The sequence below is a fragment of the Pseudomonas sp. LBUM1666 genome (genome assembly GCF_059695775.1).
On record NZ_CP166789.1, the window covers coordinates 6,121,191 to 6,137,175 of the forward strand.

The following is a 15,985-nucleotide window of genomic DNA, read 5'->3' on the forward strand; positions in this document are numbered from 1 at the left end:
TCAAGCCTTGGCTTTTACCTTCGCCTTCCTAGGCTTCAAATACTTGGTCAACCCCTGAAACCAGATCACCAGCGCCGGGTTGCCCTTGATCTGAATCGACTTGTCCTGAATCCCCGTCATAAACGCCAACTGCTTGTTCTTCGCCTGCATCGTGGCAAAGCCATACGCCGCATCTTTAAACGCAATCGCAAACGCAGGCTCGGCATACACGCCAGACTTGCTGGTAATACGCTGATCCTTCACAAAGAAATGCCGCGCCACTTTCCCGTCCTGGGTCTGTAGTTGGAACACCAATTCCTTGTCACCCAACTGCTGTTGAAATGCAGGATTAGTCCGACTGGCCTTACCCATCAACAAACCCAGCATCCACAGAAGAAAACGAAATTTCATGCGCACAGCCTCAAAAGGAAAATGAACGGCCGGCGCAGTGTAGCGGCTTCATGCAAGAACGCCACTATCTGGTTGCGTTAGAAGAAGATGTCGTACTTTTTGACGCTGATGACTACCAAGTCATTGCCGAAACGTCGCTGTTTAACTGCCGAGGTTTTTTGAGCTTTCTACGCTCGGGTCTATCGGACATTTCCTTCAACACGCGGCGTCGTTCATGAACTAGGCAGGCATAGGCTGCACCGATAGTCTTTGTTCGTTACCTCAAAAACGGTGACACGGACGTGCAAGTCCGGTACATATCGCCGCACACTCGCCAATCGAACGTCGAGCGTTTTTCATGCTCGCTGTAAATGCTTTATGGCGGCTGTGCGTGGGAGGTCCCTTTGGGGTCTGCCGGGGTCCGATATGCCCGGTCTTGCACACCTGCGCACGGCTGCCACCTTATTCGAATGCAAGCGAAAGGGAGACAGCCACATCCAAAATACATATCGGGACATACCAATGATCAAACCAACACCGAATCCCCCCGAAGACGAAGCCACATCTCCCTACGAATCCTTCGATTCCAAAAAACTCCACGAAGCCGCCGAACGCGCTCTAGATCTTCACCTCGGCACACCTGCGGATAAAAAACCTAAACGTCGCAATGGCGACCTCTTCATCGTCGCTCCCGACCTCCACACCGAAACCGTCCTGGCCAACGCCTCGGAAGACCTGCTGTCCATCAGCGCCATCGCCGCCGACCTGGCCGACAGCGTAGAAGGCTCACGCCGCTCCGTCGCACTGGCACTCAGCAGAATGGCGGTCGGCGTGCATCTGTTAGTGGAGCGAGCGCTGGACCATATTGATTCGCCGAATCCGGCGGAGCATCGGGCGAAGGTGTAGAAGGAAATGAGGGGATGGGTTTCGTCTTAAAACTCATCCCCTTTTATCTAATTCGCCAACTTCAAAAGCCGGTGCACCAACGTCTCGCCGGGACTCCAATCACGCAGGGTCGGCAACAACCCCTTGTTCCGGCTTTTTTCATAATCATCCGCGCCGTCCGGAACGACCAACTCATCCCACACAAAGTAAACATTCGCAGCGACACCTGTCTTTACGTAGTACTTGGGCGATTCACCCCGCGCATCCGTTTCGAAATAGGCAGGAAGCGGATTATCTGAAAATACCATCGCCGCGTTCACGTAAGTCACGGGCGAGTCTGGGCCAGCGAGAAACCTAACCTGGACCACCGAAGTCGGAGGAAACACCGACATCCAAAGGTCATCAACTTGTCCAAGATCTACGATGCCCGGAAGAACTGGAGCAAGCAGACTGAGATTCACCAAATCCCAATCGTCGCCACCCGCACGTAGAGACATGATGGGTTCCTGATCAGAAAAATCGGGTATCTCCTGGGATACCAGCGCAGCCGCTGCTTTGGAAGAGTCGACTGCCGCGACAACGCTTGTGCCGTTGTTATCGCTACCCGTGTCCCCGCAGGCGCCGAGTAGAAGGAAAGTGAAGAACCAAAAAAAATACTTCATAGTGAGTGCTACTTATCCTTAACTTTTATATAGAAAGCCTGTAAGGCCGACTCGATATCAATGCCGCCGGCGATACAGGTAAGTCCGCACTCCACTCGCAAGACTTTAATTGAGTGCTTTTATCGAAGGTTCTTTATAACTTGAATCAACGTCGATTCCTGCATCCCTTGCTTTTGCCTCAAGCTCATCCCGCTGTTTTTTATATTTTAAAAGCAGATCAGGTAACAACTCTGTCCAGCGTGCCTTATCAGACTCCTTACTAAACTCAGACACCCAATACTCACGCTCGGTCATGAATTTCAAAGATATCAAATAAGTGCCTCGCTCCGTCGGATCCGAATCAGAGTTACGACGCCACGCCTTCAGGGTCAAATAATTGCCATCACTATAAAAATTCCAATCATAAAAGTCGTCGACCTTTAACCATTGGTCCATATTCATCTTGAAGTCTGGATCAAGCCATGGATGGCTTTTTACATAAACGCCAAATACATTTCCAGGATTCACTATTTTTTCCGCTTGCGAGCCTGAGATGCGCGGATCGTATGGTGCAAAGTAATGCTTCCAACCCGATGCTTTAATTTCTTTTATCAGGCTATATAAAAGCGCCTGATTTTCTTCATGCCGACTGTTGTCTGGAAGACCTCGAATCATCAATTCAAGATTTTCTATATCACCCCCAACATCTCCATCAATCGACATTTTCACATCTGTGACGTGTTCAATTTTTAACGACTTATTAACAAGCACAGCAGGAAGGTCCGCATCTGCAGCCGACTTACTAATTTTATACCAGCACATATTGACTTGCGACAGGCACTTTTTGCGAAATTCCACAGGGCTCTCGGACAATACTTTTGTCATCGCTTCTGACAATTGAATTCCTATTACAGCAGTCGTGCCGGCCATATTATTACTCCTGGTATCTTTTGCATCGCCGCATGCGCTAAGCAGAAAAAAGAACAAAACAACAATCATCTTCATTTTTGATCTTTCCAGCTGGCGATTGTTTCAATCTCGCCTTTCATATAAGTTAGTTTTCCAGAAAAGGGGACAGATTTATTTATCGATAGATAACGAACAAATCTATCGATAAATAAATCCGTCCCCTTTCGCTGTAGTAACAAAGTTTCGTGCATAGCCAACCAAGTCCTTAGGGTAGACCATATGCCCGATTGCTCTGTCTTCAATGCCATACAGATATGCTATAGCGCCTGCCTCAAGGGCCCAATAGCCTACATAACTCCCTTTGTCTCCCATCAAATGAGTATCGTGCCACGGTGCCTGTTCAAAGAAGGGGTACCAGTTGTTGCAATACTCTTCGAGCAGTGCCGAAGCCTCTTCTCCATCTTCTTCATAAATAGCATGAACCAGAGGAGTATAGGTCTCGTGGTTCCATTCATCCACGTCGTGACGATTCGGAAGGACTTTACTCAGCAAATCCTCATAAAGTGTATCGTCACCGGCATAACCTGCGTTATCAAACATCGCAACGAAGGGAGCCAGTAAATCTGTTCTATGAAGCAATATGCATAGGCTGATGACCTGCACACATTCTTCATATTCGTAAAGCAGGCCTAGATCCAGCGGTGGGATATTGGGTGAATTTTCATAGGTAGCGAGGGCTTTTTGGCTATCTTGATATTGCTCGACAAGCTTTTCCAATAGAGGAGCCAGACTGTCAATCGCGTCCCCAGCTGTGTAACGAACCAATATTTCATCCAGGGCGAGCTCTTGAAAATAACGAGCTCTGAGAGATTTTTCCTGCTCAGGCGAATCAGCTTCAAACAGATTCTCTTTTGCGAACTCAAGGTCAGACTCTTTGACGTTAAAAAAATTTGAAAGCCTTTCATCACTCAAAAATTGTTGCCGTTTACTCATGGTTACTACACTTCATTAACTAGGCTTTCAAAGCGCCGTGCTTAGCATCTCAAAGATGCTTTACGCTTATTAACAGCCGCTTTACTTCAAGAAAAAATGGCAGCAAAAAAGGCGCGGATTTATTTACTGATGAGAGCCCCACAAAACGGCGAAGTCCATTAAATAAATCCGTCCCCTTTTCCCTTTTGAGTGCTTTCCAGGTTGGATACAACGGGGACGGGGTTATTTATGCCTGCCCCGCAAAAAACAAAACCGTCCCCTAGCGCTACAAGTTCTACTCTCCTGACCAGTACCAAATCGTATCGCCCCATCGCGAATCATCTACATTCGGCATAATTTCACCCTGCTTGAAGTATCGCCGAGAGTTCGCCTGTGCAGGAGTAAACCAATAGCCTTGTTTACTACATGGCTGCCCCGAGTCAACGCGACCAACTTGTGAGATGCTCGAACCGGTATAATTTCTAGCATATTCAACCAAGTCCTTCGGATAAACCATATGATCTATTTTGCTATCATCAATCCCATAAAGAAATGCAATAGCACCTGCTTCAAAGGCCCAATACCCAAAATAGCTACCATCATCACAATCAATACTTAAATGCGAGTCATGCCAGCTCGCCTGGAGCTCACCAAAAGATTCATACCACTGACCGCAATATTCATTCAAAAGCTTAGATGCCTCGGCCTTGCTAGAGGCATAAACCGATCTGATCAGCTTCGTATATACTGGATGAAACCATTCATCTATATCAGTCCTTCCTGCTAAGTTTTTACGTAGCAAATCTTCGTACAGCGTATCCTCACTATTAAAACCCGCCGCATCTGTCAAATGTACAAATCTGGCCAAAAGATCATTTCGATGCAACAGGATGCACAGGCTGGCCACCTGAACAAACTCCTCAAAATCGGCTGGAGAGTCTTCAAGATCTAGTGGCGATATATTCGGCACACCCTCATACTCAGCCAAGGCCTTTTGATACACCTCGAAATTTCGCACGACTCTTTCAAGCGGTTCATACAGCTCTGAAATAGATTCACCAGCTGTATATTTGATTATCAAAGCGCCGAGAGAATCCTGTTTAACCTCAAAGGCTTTCAAAGAAGCCTCCTGACCCGGAAAATCCTCTTCCAGATTGTGCGTACTCCAATACGATTCCGAAGAATCATAAAACCCGACAAGGTTTTTATAATAAGCCTCAGTGATAAACGGCTGTCTTCTCTTCATTTTTATTTAAGCCTCAAGCCGCAAAGAGTCTAGTGCACCATGTTTTTTCGCCAGAGCTCTTTTTCGATTATTCACAGCTTTCTTTACCTCATCCTCACCATAGTGAAATGCGGCATGCTTTGCATGGCTCACAGCGAAGGGGACGGATTCATTTGCTAGTAGCGACATCTAAAACAAAGAATATACCACCCCTTTTTTCTCAACTTACTCTCCTGACCAGTACCACCTAGTGTCACCCCAGCGCGAAAGAAAAGGAGACGGATTTATTTATCGAAGTCCAACCCATCTCAGAAATAAATATGTCCCGTTTTTGCTCTTAAATACAACTCAAAAAATTGGCATCTGAAACCGCATCCTTGCCAAGCATCTCTCAGCAGTTTCTCCATATAGTTTCTGAGTCATGGCGCAATTTTTTTCAGCATACTCCTTCCAAGACGGACCAAAGTCTGCATCTCCGCCCACGAACTCAATAGCCTTAGGATAATTCATAGCGGTAGCTTTCTCATTAACCACTGAGACCGCCTTATAAAAACCATCTCCAATAACGCCGGTGCGGAGATACACGAGTTCACTCAAGCGAAAACTCGTAAACTGTTTGATACAAGAAAGCCTATCTATAGGAGATTCTGCAGCACCATCACCGTCCTCCTTGCAATAACCTTCTTTCAACTTAATCCAGCTTTTCTGCGCCGCTAGCAATTCAGGCCTTAGCGATGGATCCAGTTCGGATGATAACGCCTTATATTGTTCATTAAGTACTTTATCAACTTTGGCAAACGCCACCTGCGAGCAAATAATAATGTCTGGATTCGTTAAATTCGCAGAATTACACTTAGTATCCGCCAATGCCAAACCCATTGAGATGGATAAAATGGAGACAGCGAGAAACGTTTTATTAATTACTTCCAGCAATTGCATTTTAATGCCTCCTCAAAGTAGACCGCTTCTTTTTCACGCCTTGTCGCCACCCCAACTGTTTGAGGATCATTTTCCCAAAGCCTTTTCATACTGCGAAGTCGTGAAGGTATCAACTCAGGTTTGTCGCTATCAAAATCTTCTTTTATCTGCTTCATCTCCAGACGCGACAGAGCTTTTGCTGGAGTGCTCCCACTTAACGCATTGCCTCTATTGACTACGAGAGAGAGCAATACGCCCTGACAATCCGGATGCAGAGTTATCGCTTTAGGGTACACATTAACAACCTGTTGAGCATACCGTCTCTTCATGATTACAGCTAACTTCAGCGCATTATCTTTACTTATCGATATGGAACTTACGTTGTGAACAAAGTCTCTGGCATCTTGGCCTTTTTTACCCAATGCACCCTTCAAGCTTTCTATTTCACTTTCTGTGTAGAGATCTTTAAGTTCAACATCTACCATGGCAGAAGTTTGCTGCCCAAGATCATAGCCATAACCGATAGTCACACCACTATTATTATCGGTCAGAGCATACGGATGTTCCCTATACGCCTCAGTCGCCAAAAGAAATTCAAATAGCTTCTTGGAGACCACATAGGATCCGACCGTCGTTTCCAAAGTGTACACCTCCGACTTGCACTTTTCAGGACATCCAGATTGGAAATTCCCCAACAATCCAATGGGATTAATATGGTGGACATTCGCGACGCTGGTGATTCCGCTTACTCCTACTAGTTTATCCCACCAACTCAAACGTTCAATCCGTGCCTTTTCCTCAACCCACCCCTTATGCGGGTCTGAGTCGCTGTGCCCCATCAGTTCATCGAGGGCATCCCACTTATCTTTTTTGAACTGCCACTCGCTCTCATAACGCGTAACCATCTGAGAGATGGGTTGAGAAAACCAAGGCTTACCTAATGCTTCTTTTATTTCCGAAGGATGAAGTTTTTTATCGCCATTGTTATCGAGTATTTTATACAGACGCTGTTTCGCAGGTCCGTCGTTAGCGGTCCCGACATTCGGCAGGTAAGTCGCGCGCTCTTCTTCACTTAAACTTTCTTGTGCATGCAGGAAGGCAGCCAGGTGATCTTCATTACTGACGTTTTCCTCGATAAAACAGAAACCTTCCCACTCAAAAGGCGAGTGACGTGTCAACGTGATATCCGGCTCCGCAAACCAGCCGTTGATTTCGTTGCCCTCAGCATCTCCGAGTAGTCCATCCAGACGCCACCAAAGCGTGTAGGTCGTGGTCCCCCCCATGACAATAGGTACTTTGATTTTCTTCTCGACAGGCAACGCTTCAAGAACTCCGACAGGAACCAAATAGTCAGAGCCGACCTTTTTGTGCGCATCGGTTACTTTTGGTGGGTTAGTCGCGCTCATGCCTTGTACGTGAGTGATCAGCGGACTGTCCTTCGGAATCTTGAGCAGTGTCTTCTCCTTTACCGGCAAGCTAGCAGCCTTGGACTTGCTCAGTTCTGTAAAAGCCTTGACGTCCTCGCAGCTAAAGACCTCCAGGTGCAAAAGATTCTTGGGTGCCGGATCAGAGTGGTTCTGATATTTCCCAACATGACCAATCAGGCTTCCAGCTTTTATGGAAAATGGGCGTTCCAAGACATGGACAGCGTTTTTTGCTGCCGGCTCAGTCTTGGCCTCAAGCAATCCTTCCCAGACATAACCGAGCACGCCGTTGGTTGTGGCAAGAACAGGACGGGGATTTCCACTGACGATTTCCAGTAGCTTCTGATATTTGCCGCTTGCTCCGTCATTGCCGATCTTCACTTGAGTTCCAATCGGCAGAATGGATGTTGTATCACTCGATTGGTTGGCCGCCGCATGCACGGCGAGGCCTTTTTGAGGCGGAGTCATCGCGTCTTTCGCAGCACTACCGATGACGTAGCTATTGGGTGTAGTACCCGCCGTCATTTCTTTTTTGAAGACCCAACCGGTTCCCGACGGAAGGCTTGCATCAGCGGGAGTAACACTCACCACCTTGAGCCACCCATGATCCTCTTCGCCCGTTTCAACAATGGTGCCTCGGGGCAATACGGCCAATACAGTGCCATAGCCAGGTTTACCCTTTTGCTCCTGACGAACCCTCAAGCCAAGGATTTCATCTTTCGCAGTTGATTTAACCTGCCATGTACCACCGCTCCAGAAGGACGGTCGGTCCAAGGCGGGGGTTTCGTTGTATGTATGCCAATCTAGCAAATGCATGTAAAGACTGAAAAAGGTCAGGCTGGGCTGCGGGGCCGCTGCCGCTGGTTGCGTGCCAGGAGCAGGTGCTGGCGCAGGAAGAGCGGGAACCTCGAGACGATGCTTAACCAACACAAAGCCAGTTGAAAATACCGAGTGCGACGAGCCGAAATCAGATTTTGGATAAGTCTCATCAATCCGATAAGCCACAACCTCACCATCAGCGATGCATCTGACTTCAGTCAGATCCCTCACCAATCCCGTGTCCTCATCAAAGTGAACACCACCGTGCCAAAGGCCGTTGGCACCTAACGGGTAGTAACCATCCTTGGCCTTGGCCAACGCCTTATAAAACTGCTGAGGATCTGTCGCTTCTGCCGTTCCTACTTTCAGCGGATACGCCCATTTCTCTACTTTGCTCGTTGTTGTCTCAGTCATTACCAATTACCTGAATTCTGATCCCTGGTGGCTTGGATTACCGTCGGTGTTTATTAGCCGGAAAAATTAAGCATTCGTTTTGGTTTGCGTTTGATCTGTTCCTCGAGCGCATTCCCCAACGCCTGATCCATCAAACTCCCCGCCTTATCCTTATCTGCCGCCCCCGGCAGCACCGGCGGCTTAATCCCAATCCCCGTCCCACTCCCAGCAGACCCACCGGCATTAATCTTCACCACCGGCCCAACCACGGTAATCCCGCCGGCATCGAGTTTGATAAAGCTCCCACCCGCCTTAACGGTGAGCTCCATCCCGGCTTCGATGACAATCTTGTCCCCAGCCTTCAGATGAATCTCTTTCCCAACGCTAGTCAGCTGCGCAGTCCCCAGCTTCACATGCTGGTTCTGCCCAATCGTCAGGTGATCGTCCATCCGCGCTTCAGTTTTGCGATCAGCAATCGTGGTCCGATGTTCTTCAGTTTTGAGCTCGGTGTAGGTGTTCTTCTCGACGGTGTCGTGTCGCTCATTCCCCACCCGAATTTTCTGATCATGCTCAACGTTTTCATCCCAATCCCGCTGGGCATGAATGTAGATCTGCTCCGCACCCTTCTTGTCTTCAATCCGCAGTTCGTTGTACCCGCCGCCCCCCGGTGAACTGAGGGTTTTGAACACGCTGCGAGTCTTGTTCGCCGGCAGGTCGTAAGGAACGAGGTTTTCCTTGTGATACAGGCACCCAGTCACCAACGGCTGATCGGGATCCCCTTCAAGGAAGGTCACCAACACTTCCATACCAATGCGCGGGATGGCGATGGCGCCATACCGATCCCCTGCCCAGCTCGAAGAAACACGCATCCAGCAGCTGGTTTTGTCATCAGCCAACCCTTCGCGGTCCCAGTGGAATTGCACTTTGATGCGGCCGTACTGGTCGCAGTGAATCTCTTCCCCTTTGGGCCCGGTGACCATTGCGGTCTGGCTGCCGAGCACGCGTGGCTTTGGATGTTCCAGCGCCGGACGGTAGAACACGTCCCACGGCGTGGCGAGGAAGCGGTTGCGGTAGCCCTGGTGGAAGTCGTCTTTGTCGTCGGTGGTGTCGCTGGTCACCGACTCTTCGAGGACTTGCGGCTGTTTGCCTTCGTGGACGATTTCGGTGAGCAGCCAGAGGTCGTTCCACTCGGTGCGCGGGTGGTCGGACATTTCCAGGAAGTGGCCGCTGACCAGGGTGGTCTGATCGCTTTTGCCTTCGGCCTGGCGGTAGTCGGCGCGGTGGCGTTCGAGGGCGCGTTGGCTGAGGAATTTGCCGCGTGCGCGGTCGAGGAAGCGGCCTGGGTAGTCGTAGTCTTCGAGGTCCGGCGCGTCGCTTTGCGTCTCGGGTTTATAGGCGGATTCGAGTTGCAGGCGTGGTTTTTCGAAGTCGTAGTCGCGGCGGGTGACGCGGCCGGTGCGGGTTTCCAGGCGCAGTTTGAAGCCTTTGATCACCGGTTCGTCGGCGACCATGCCGCTGCCCTGCACGTATGCGGTTGGTTGCCCGAGCTTCGGGAACACTGTCTGGTCATCGCCGAATACCAAAAGATGACCTTTGGAACTGTGCTGGAAGTGGTAGTGAATGCCTTCTTCTTCGCACAGGCGCTGCACGAAGTGCAGGTCGGTTTCGTCGTACTGCACGCAGTAGTCGCGGTCCGGACACGGCTGGCTGAGCTGGAAGTTGTAGGCGTTGCCCTTGATGCCGTGTTCATCGAGGATCAGCGCGATGATTTTCGGCGCCGACATCTGCTGGTAGATGCGCTGATTGGTGCGGTGATGCAGGTATTGCAGTTGCGGCACCAGGGAGATTTTGTAGCGGGTCAGGCGTTTGCCGGCATCGCCTTGGGCGACGCGGTAGATCTGGCCGTGGATGCCGGAACCCTGCGGATCGAACGCCAAAAAAGCCTGCTTGTGCAGGAGCTTTTCCAGGTCGAGGTCGGGGTTTTCGCTGACCAGTTCCAGGTCGAAGCGATACGGCTGGCTGATGCCTTCGGTGCCGGTGAACGACAGCACTTGCAGGTCGCCGACGTAGTCTTCGACGGTCAGGCTGAAATGCGTTTCGTTGGAAGGGTTAAACATTGTTTGCTCCCTGTTCGGTAGTCATCCGTTACGCCCGAAGTCGCAGACGTTGCAGCCAAGTCGATGTGGCGCCCATAGCGTCACGCAGTTGGGCGGCAGTGATCGTTCGATCTGCCGCATCGAAAGCCAGCGCCGCTCGCAGGGCTGGCCAGCAGTGTTTCGGTAGATTCCTGGGTGCGTGCAACTCGCGTTCGAGGTGGCCGTCGCGGGCCTCGGTCGAGGGCAATCGGCGGAACGGGTGTTTGCCGCCCGCCAATTCGTACAACACACAGGCCACGCCATAGACGTCCGCACTGGCCGACAGCGGCAGGCCTTCGAGCAGTTCGGGGGCGGCGTAGCCGGGGGTCCAGGCGTTGAAGCGGTTGCGGCTCAGGTGTGGCAGGCCGGGCAAGATGCCCTCCTCAGCCTGGCCCAGACCGAAATCGAACAGGCGCACGCCTTCTTCGCTGAGCATCACGTTGCTCGGCTTCATGTCACCGTGCAGCACGCCGCGAGCGTGGGCGAAGGCCAGCGCGTCGAGCAGCGGCAGCGCGATGTCGCGCAGTTCTTTCCACGGCAGGCCCAGCGGCCGCTCGCAGAGTAATTTGTCCAGGGTCAGCCCACGCATGAGTTCCATGGTGATGAAGGCGCGCTGGCAGTCGGTGTCCACTTCAAAGCTGTGCAAACGCAGCACGTTGTCGTGGCGCAGTCGGCGGGTCAGGGCGAACTCGCTGTAGAGCAAGGCACTGGCGTCCGGCGATTCGGCAAATTCTTCGCTGAGGATTTTCAGCGCAATGTAAGGGTCGGGATCGCCGAACTGCTCGCTCAGCAGATCCCGCGCGCGGTAAACCGCGCCCATGCCGCCAGCACCGAGCAGGCGCTCGATGCGGTAACGGCCTGCGAGTACGTCGGGCATTTCGCCGACGCTGGCCTTTGTCGGCGCCAGCGCTGGCTCTGCTTTATGCGGCTTTCCGTTTAGAGGCTTGGCAAACGCAAAGTAAGTCAGGTTATTGGCCTCCTCGTCGGTCACCGGCAGGTCGTCGAGCGGCGGCATGAGTTGAGTCATTTTCGGATCACCACAGCAGTCAAGTTGTCCCGGGCCGAGCCACGCAGAGCGCCGTCGAACAGACGCTCCAGCGCAACGTGCGGCGCGGTCAGGCTCAGGGCGTTGCCCAAGGCATCGCTGCTGAGCCCCTGGTACAAACCATCGCTGCACAACAGAAACGTATCGCCGGGGTAAACCTCGAGTTCGAGCACGTCCAGTGTCAGCACATCGGCTGCCCCGACCGCACGGGTCAGGGCATGGGCGGACGGATGCGCACGGGCGTCTTCGACACTCATGTTTTGCTCGTCGATCAGTTGCTGTTGCAGCGAATGGTCCTTGGACAGCTGATACAAACGCTGGCCACGCCACAGGTAGCAACGGCTGTCGCCGGCCCAGATGCAGGCCGCGCGATTACCTTCCAGCAGCAGCGCCACCACGGTGCTGCCCATGATGCTGTCGTGACGCCCGGCCGTGACGGTCAACTCCTGACCCAAGCGGCGGTTGAGCCAGTGCAGGCACTGGCGTATGCCTTTGAGTCGTTCGTCGAAGTCGTCCTGCACCGGCAATTCCGCCAGGCTGGCGACGATCAACTGGCTGGCGATGTCGCCACCCTGATGACCGCCCATGCCGTCCGCGACCACCCACAGCCCTTGCTGTGGGCAGTCGAGGAAAGCATCTTCGTTGCGCGCCCGAACCTTGCCGGCGTCGGTACGCGCAGCGCTGCGCCAGGGACTGGCAACCAGCATCAGAGCTGCACCGGCATACGGAAGGTACGCAGCACGCCCATGTCGAACGGGTTCGGCGTGCGCTGGCTCGACAGCAAGTAGTTGGCGCGCAGGCCGCCTACGTCAGCCTTGAGCACCAGCACATCGCGACCGCTCAGGTACTCCGTCTGCATCAGGTCGAACAGGCGGAACAGCGACCATGGGCCGGTGTTCTTCTCGATGCCGATCGGGCGGCCGGCCATTTTGTCGAGGACCAGGCTGGTGCGACCGTCTTCAGCATCGGTCGGCCATTTGAACGACACCGGCACGATCGGGCCATGGCGGTATTCGATGGTCTTGTCGCCAAACTTGAACTCGGAACGGCTGACGGCCGGATCGAGGGTGTACGGCTCCAGCTTGAATTGCACTTGCGGTTCGGCTGGGTTGATCGAGAAGAAGCTCTGGCGAATCACTTGGGCCGCGGCCATCTGGTCGAGGTAGACCTTGGAGATCGGCATGCTGTGACCGTCGATGCTGCGCAGACGGTAGTTGCCTGGATCGCCACTCACGAACGGACGCATATAGGTTTCAAAGAAGCGATCGTTGATGCCCTGCGCCTTGAAAAACTCGCGGAAGTCGCTGATCGCAACGTCGCTGGTGCTGTGGGCGCTGAACGGGTAACGCTTGTTGATCGCCTTGCCGTAGAAGCTGTACAGCTCGCTCTGATAACGCTGGTTCAGGTACTGGTAGGAATCGTTCAGCACCAGACGCCAGGTGTCTTCAGCCAGAACGTTGAACCACACGCTGACCGGACGCGGCAGACGGTTGGAAGCATTGCGCAAATTGCTCAGCGCATCACGCTGGCCGCTCATGCGGGTCTTGGCCATTTCGAACGCGGCCTGATCCGGGGAACTGGCACGCGCCAGGCTCGCCAGTTGCAGTTGCAGGTCGTTGAGCGCCGTCAGGGCCGGAGTCAAATCAGCGGCCGGGCCGTTGTTGTCATCCAGCAAACGGTGCAGCGGTTCGAAGCGACGTTGCAGGGATTTCTTCGCGGTGTCCGGCAGGTTTTTGATCGCAGCCATTTCCGAGGCCTGGTCCGCTGCGGCAGACGCCAGTTTACCGATTTTGCCCAACTTGCCTTTCTGATCGGCCAGCGCTCCAGCGGCATCAGCCGCTTGATCAACCGGCTCGGCTTCTGCCGGGAACCGGGTGTTCTCGCGCACTTCCACCAGCAGTTGCAGCACTGGGGAGTTAGCGGAAGTCAGGCCCGCCAGTTGCTCGGCGCCCTCGCCCGCATCGTTGATCGGTGGCAGGGCAACCTGGCCGACCGCCTCACTCCAGAAGTTGGCGTAGTCGCGGAAGTACAGTTGCTCCAGTTCGACCATCAGGCGACGCAAGTCCATGCCGCTGATGCCCGAGCCTTCGCCCAGCACCCAGTTGTCACGCAGGATATCGGTGACCAGCGCACTGCCCTGGACCGAAAAGTACTGCTGATAACCCTGTTGGGTGTAGAAACCCGGGATCACGTACTCGGTGCCGACAAACAGCGAAGCTTGCGGGCCGATGTGTTGGCTCAAACGGTATTCCGGCAGATTGCGAGCCTGCTCGCGCAGCATTCGGTAAACAACGTTGGCCAGCGATTCGCTGCGCAGTACCTGACGCGCCTGAGCCACCAGTTGATCGTTCAGCGGATAGATAAACGGCTGCTTCAGCAAACGCTCGAAGTGCGTGTTCAAACCGTTCTGCACCGCGGTGTTGCCGGCGTAACGCTGGGACCATTCGGTGGCGACCCAATCCTTGAGCCACGGGCCGTCGCGACGGTCTTTCATGTTCAGCATGAGGTACGCACGCAGGCTGTTGAGCAGGCGTTCGCGGTCCTTCATGTTGGCGCGGATCTGCCCTTCCAGCAGCGTCGCGACCTTCGGCAGCAGTTGCGCTTCAAGCTCACGCTCGTAGGCCTCCTTGACCACCGGATTGACCTCTTCGCCTTGGTACAGACCGCCGCGTTCGTGGTAACTCACGTCACCTTTTTTCGGGAAGACCTGAGTCGCCGCGTAGCTGGTGTCGAGGGTCTTGAGCACTGCCATGGAATCATCACGCGCGGTCAGGGCCGAGCGCTGTTGAGTCCAGTTTTGTGCCAGGTTCCGCAGGTTTTCCAGACGTTCGTAGTTGGCCGAAAACCCGCCCGCCCACAGCATGCCGAACAGTGCCAGCGCCGCCAATGCGCCCACGTACAGGGCACGTTGGCCCCAATGGATGCGGCTGCGTTCGCGCTTGTCCAGACCGGCCAGATCGGCCTCGGGGAAAATCACCCGGCTGAGCAAGTGGTGAATGAAGCGCGAACGGCCGCTGCGCAAGGTCGGCAGCACGCCAGCGTTCATGCCCAGATTGGCGCCGATGCCGGCGGTGGTCTGGTCCATTTCTTGAGTCAGGTGCGGTGCGCTGGTCAGGTAGAAACCGCGCAACTGGCTGACACGCTGGTAGCGGTTGCCGGTGAATGCCATGTCGACGAACAGGCACAGACGCTCGCCGATCTGCCCCAGTTGATGCGGGAAGTCGAGGATGCGGCCACGACGCTGGGTGTCGCGCTCCTGGTGCATGCGCATGATCACCTGGCTGTTCAGACGACGCAGCAGCTCTTCGAACTCGCTGCGCAACACAGCCACATCGGTGCCGCTCTGCTCTTTGCGGAAACTGGTGCCAAGCACCTGATCGCTTTCTTCGCGGGTCAGTTGATCGAAGAACTCGTCGAAACCGAGCAGCTTGTCAGCCTTGCTCAGCACCAGATAAACCGGCACATCGACGTGCAGTTTCTGATGCACATCTTGCAGGCGCGCACGCACCTGGCGCGCCAGGGTGTCAATATCCTGCTCGCTGCCGCCCAGCAGTGTTTCTACTGGAATGGTCACCAGCACGCCGTTCAACGGACGGTTGCGGCGACGCTTGCGCAGCAGGTCGAGCAAGGTGCTCCAGGCGCTGCCATCGACTTCGGCATCCGGCTGGGTCAGGTAACGCCCGGCGGTGTCGATCAGTACACCGTGGTCGGCGAAGTACCAGTCGCAATGACGGGTGCCGAGGGTGTCGCGGGTCAGTTTGCGGTCAATCTTGTTGATCGGAAACTCAAGACCCGAGAAGTCCAACAGGCTGGTCTTGCCACTGCCCTGCGGACCGATCAGCAAGTACCACGGCAAGTCACTGCGCCAGCGCTCGCTACGACCGCGATACAGGCTCGAGGTCTTCAGGGTTTTCAACGCATCCTTGAAGCGTACGCGAAGCTCTTTCTGCTCTTCGTCGATCAGCTCTTCACGGCGGATACGATCCTGGCCGTCTTCGGTGTCTTCGATGGCTTTCTTGCGTACGCCAGCACGCCAGCTGACGAACACCATGGTCAGGCCCCAGATCAGGAACAGCACACTGATGGTCAGCAGGCGGGAGGTCGAACCTTCCCAGAACTTGTAGTCATCGACCGCCAGCAGCGGCCCGACGAACCACACCAGCAGCGCGACAAACAGCACCAGCAGCAAGGTCCAGACCCAGGTCTGACGCAAGAATGCGCCGACTTTCTTGAAAAACTTTTTCATCACA

General features: G+C 53.7%; 12 protein-coding genes. 1 reads left to right on the forward strand and 11 read right to left on the reverse strand.

Annotated features, from left to right (window positions below):
- Positions 1-390 carry a helicase gene (locus ACA056_RS28320; protein ID WP_497269387.1) on the reverse strand — a complete coding sequence of 130 codons (390 nt, stop codon included), beginning with the start codon at positions 388-390 and terminating at the stop codon, positions 1-3.
- Positions 391-891: 501 nt separating this feature from the next.
- Here ACA056_RS28320 and ACA056_RS28325 point away from each other — a divergent pair.
- Positions 892-1,275 carry a DUF6124 family protein gene (locus ACA056_RS28325; protein WP_497269389.1) on the forward strand — a complete coding sequence of 128 codons (384 nt, stop codon included), beginning with the start codon at positions 892-894 and terminating at the stop codon, positions 1,273-1,275.
- A 47-nt stretch (positions 1,276-1,322) separates the two neighbouring features.
- On the opposite strand, the gene ACA056_RS28330 is transcribed toward ACA056_RS28325, so the two are convergent.
- The 10 genes from ACA056_RS28330 to tssM form a co-directional block, all read right to left on the reverse strand.
- Complete coding sequence (locus ACA056_RS28330) at positions 1,323-1,916, reverse strand: hypothetical protein (RefSeq protein ID WP_497269391.1); 594 nt, start codon at positions 1,914-1,916, stop codon at positions 1,323-1,325.
- Between the two features lie 105 nt (positions 1,917-2,021).
- The gene (locus ACA056_RS28335) at positions 2,022-2,900 is read right to left on the reverse strand and encodes a hypothetical protein (RefSeq protein ID WP_497269393.1); all 879 of its coding nucleotides are present in this window, start codon (positions 2,898-2,900) and stop codon (positions 2,022-2,024) included.
- Positions 2,901-3,002: 102 nt separating this feature from the next.
- On the reverse strand, positions 3,003-3,797 hold the full coding sequence (locus tag ACA056_RS28340) for a PoNe immunity protein domain-containing protein (RefSeq protein WP_497269395.1): 795 nt from the start codon (positions 3,795-3,797) through the stop codon (positions 3,003-3,005).
- A gap of 274 nt (positions 3,798-4,071) precedes the next feature.
- Positions 4,072-5,022 (reverse strand): PoNe immunity protein domain-containing protein, encoded by a 951-nt coding sequence (locus tag ACA056_RS28345; protein WP_497269397.1) that lies wholly within the window; start codon positions 5,020-5,022, stop codon positions 4,072-4,074.
- A 327-nt stretch (positions 5,023-5,349) separates the two neighbouring features.
- Complete coding sequence (locus ACA056_RS28350; RefSeq protein ID WP_497269399.1) at positions 5,350-5,940, reverse strand: lysozyme inhibitor LprI family protein; 591 nt, start codon at positions 5,938-5,940, stop codon at positions 5,350-5,352.
- On the reverse strand, positions 5,922-8,576 hold the full coding sequence (locus ACA056_RS28355; protein WP_497269401.1) for a pesticin C-terminus-like muramidase: 2,655 nt from the start codon (positions 8,574-8,576) through the stop codon (positions 5,922-5,924). Before ACA056_RS28355 ends, ACA056_RS28350 begins: the two co-directional genes overlap by 19 nt.
- A 53-nt stretch (positions 8,577-8,629) precedes the next feature.
- Positions 8,630-10,672, reverse strand: coding sequence for a type VI secretion system Vgr family protein (locus ACA056_RS28360; RefSeq protein ID WP_497269403.1), 2,043 nt, complete (start codon positions 10,670-10,672; stop codon positions 8,630-8,632).
- 28 nt (positions 10,673-10,700) lie between these two features.
- Positions 10,701-11,717 (reverse strand): serine/threonine-protein kinase, encoded by a 1,017-nt coding sequence (locus ACA056_RS28365; protein WP_497269405.1) that lies wholly within the window; start codon positions 11,715-11,717, stop codon positions 10,701-10,703.
- The gene (locus ACA056_RS28370) at positions 11,714-12,442 is read right to left on the reverse strand and encodes a PP2C family protein-serine/threonine phosphatase (RefSeq protein WP_497269407.1); all 729 of its coding nucleotides are present in this window, start codon (positions 12,440-12,442) and stop codon (positions 11,714-11,716) included. The genes ACA056_RS28365 and ACA056_RS28370 overlap by 4 nt, the downstream gene beginning before the upstream one ends.
- Positions 12,442-15,981, reverse strand: coding sequence for a type VI secretion system membrane subunit TssM (gene tssM / locus ACA056_RS28375; protein WP_497269409.1), 3,540 nt, complete (start codon positions 15,979-15,981; stop codon positions 12,442-12,444). Before tssM ends, ACA056_RS28370 begins: the two co-directional genes overlap by 1 nt.
- Positions 15,982-15,985 lie beyond the last annotated feature (4 nt).

What these genes read in the sequence shown, in the direction of transcription:
- ACA056_RS28345 (WP_497269397.1), bottom strand. Translation starts at nt 5,022, where the DNA reads ATGAAGAGAAGACAGCCGTTTATCACTGAGGCTTATTATAAAAACCTT.
- ACA056_RS28320 (WP_497269387.1), bottom strand. Translation starts at nt 390, where the DNA reads ATGAAATTTCGTTTTCTTCTGTGGATGCTGGGTTTGTTGATGGGTAAG.
- ACA056_RS28355 (WP_497269401.1), bottom strand. Translation starts at nt 8,576, where the DNA reads ATGACTGAGACAACAACGAGCAAAGTAGAGAAATGGGCGTATCCGCTG.
- ACA056_RS28360 (WP_497269403.1), bottom strand. Translation starts at nt 10,672, where the DNA reads ATGTTTAACCCTTCCAACGAAACGCATTTCAGCCTGACCGTCGAAGAC.
- ACA056_RS28325 (WP_497269389.1), top strand. Translation starts at nt 892, where the DNA reads ATGATCAAACCAACACCGAATCCCCCCGAAGACGAAGCCACATCTCCC.
- ACA056_RS28335 (WP_497269393.1), bottom strand. Translation starts at nt 2,900, where the DNA reads ATGAAGATGATTGTTGTTTTGTTCTTTTTTCTGCTTAGCGCATGCGGC.
- ACA056_RS28370 (WP_497269407.1), bottom strand. Translation starts at nt 12,442, where the DNA reads ATGCTGGTTGCCAGTCCCTGGCGCAGCGCTGCGCGTACCGACGCCGGC.
- ACA056_RS28330 (WP_497269391.1), bottom strand. Translation starts at nt 1,916, where the DNA reads ATGAAGTATTTTTTTTGGTTCTTCACTTTCCTTCTACTCGGCGCCTGC.
- ACA056_RS28350 (WP_497269399.1), bottom strand. Translation starts at nt 5,940, where the DNA reads ATGCAATTGCTGGAAGTAATTAATAAAACGTTTCTCGCTGTCTCCATT.
- tssM (WP_497269409.1), bottom strand. Translation starts at nt 15,981, where the DNA reads ATGAAAAAGTTTTTCAAGAAAGTCGGCGCATTCTTGCGTCAGACCTGG.
- ACA056_RS28365 (WP_497269405.1), bottom strand. Translation starts at nt 11,717, where the DNA reads ATGACTCAACTCATGCCGCCGCTCGACGACCTGCCGGTGACCGACGAG.
- ACA056_RS28340 (WP_497269395.1), bottom strand. Translation starts at nt 3,797, where the DNA reads ATGAGTAAACGGCAACAATTTTTGAGTGATGAAAGGCTTTCAAATTTT.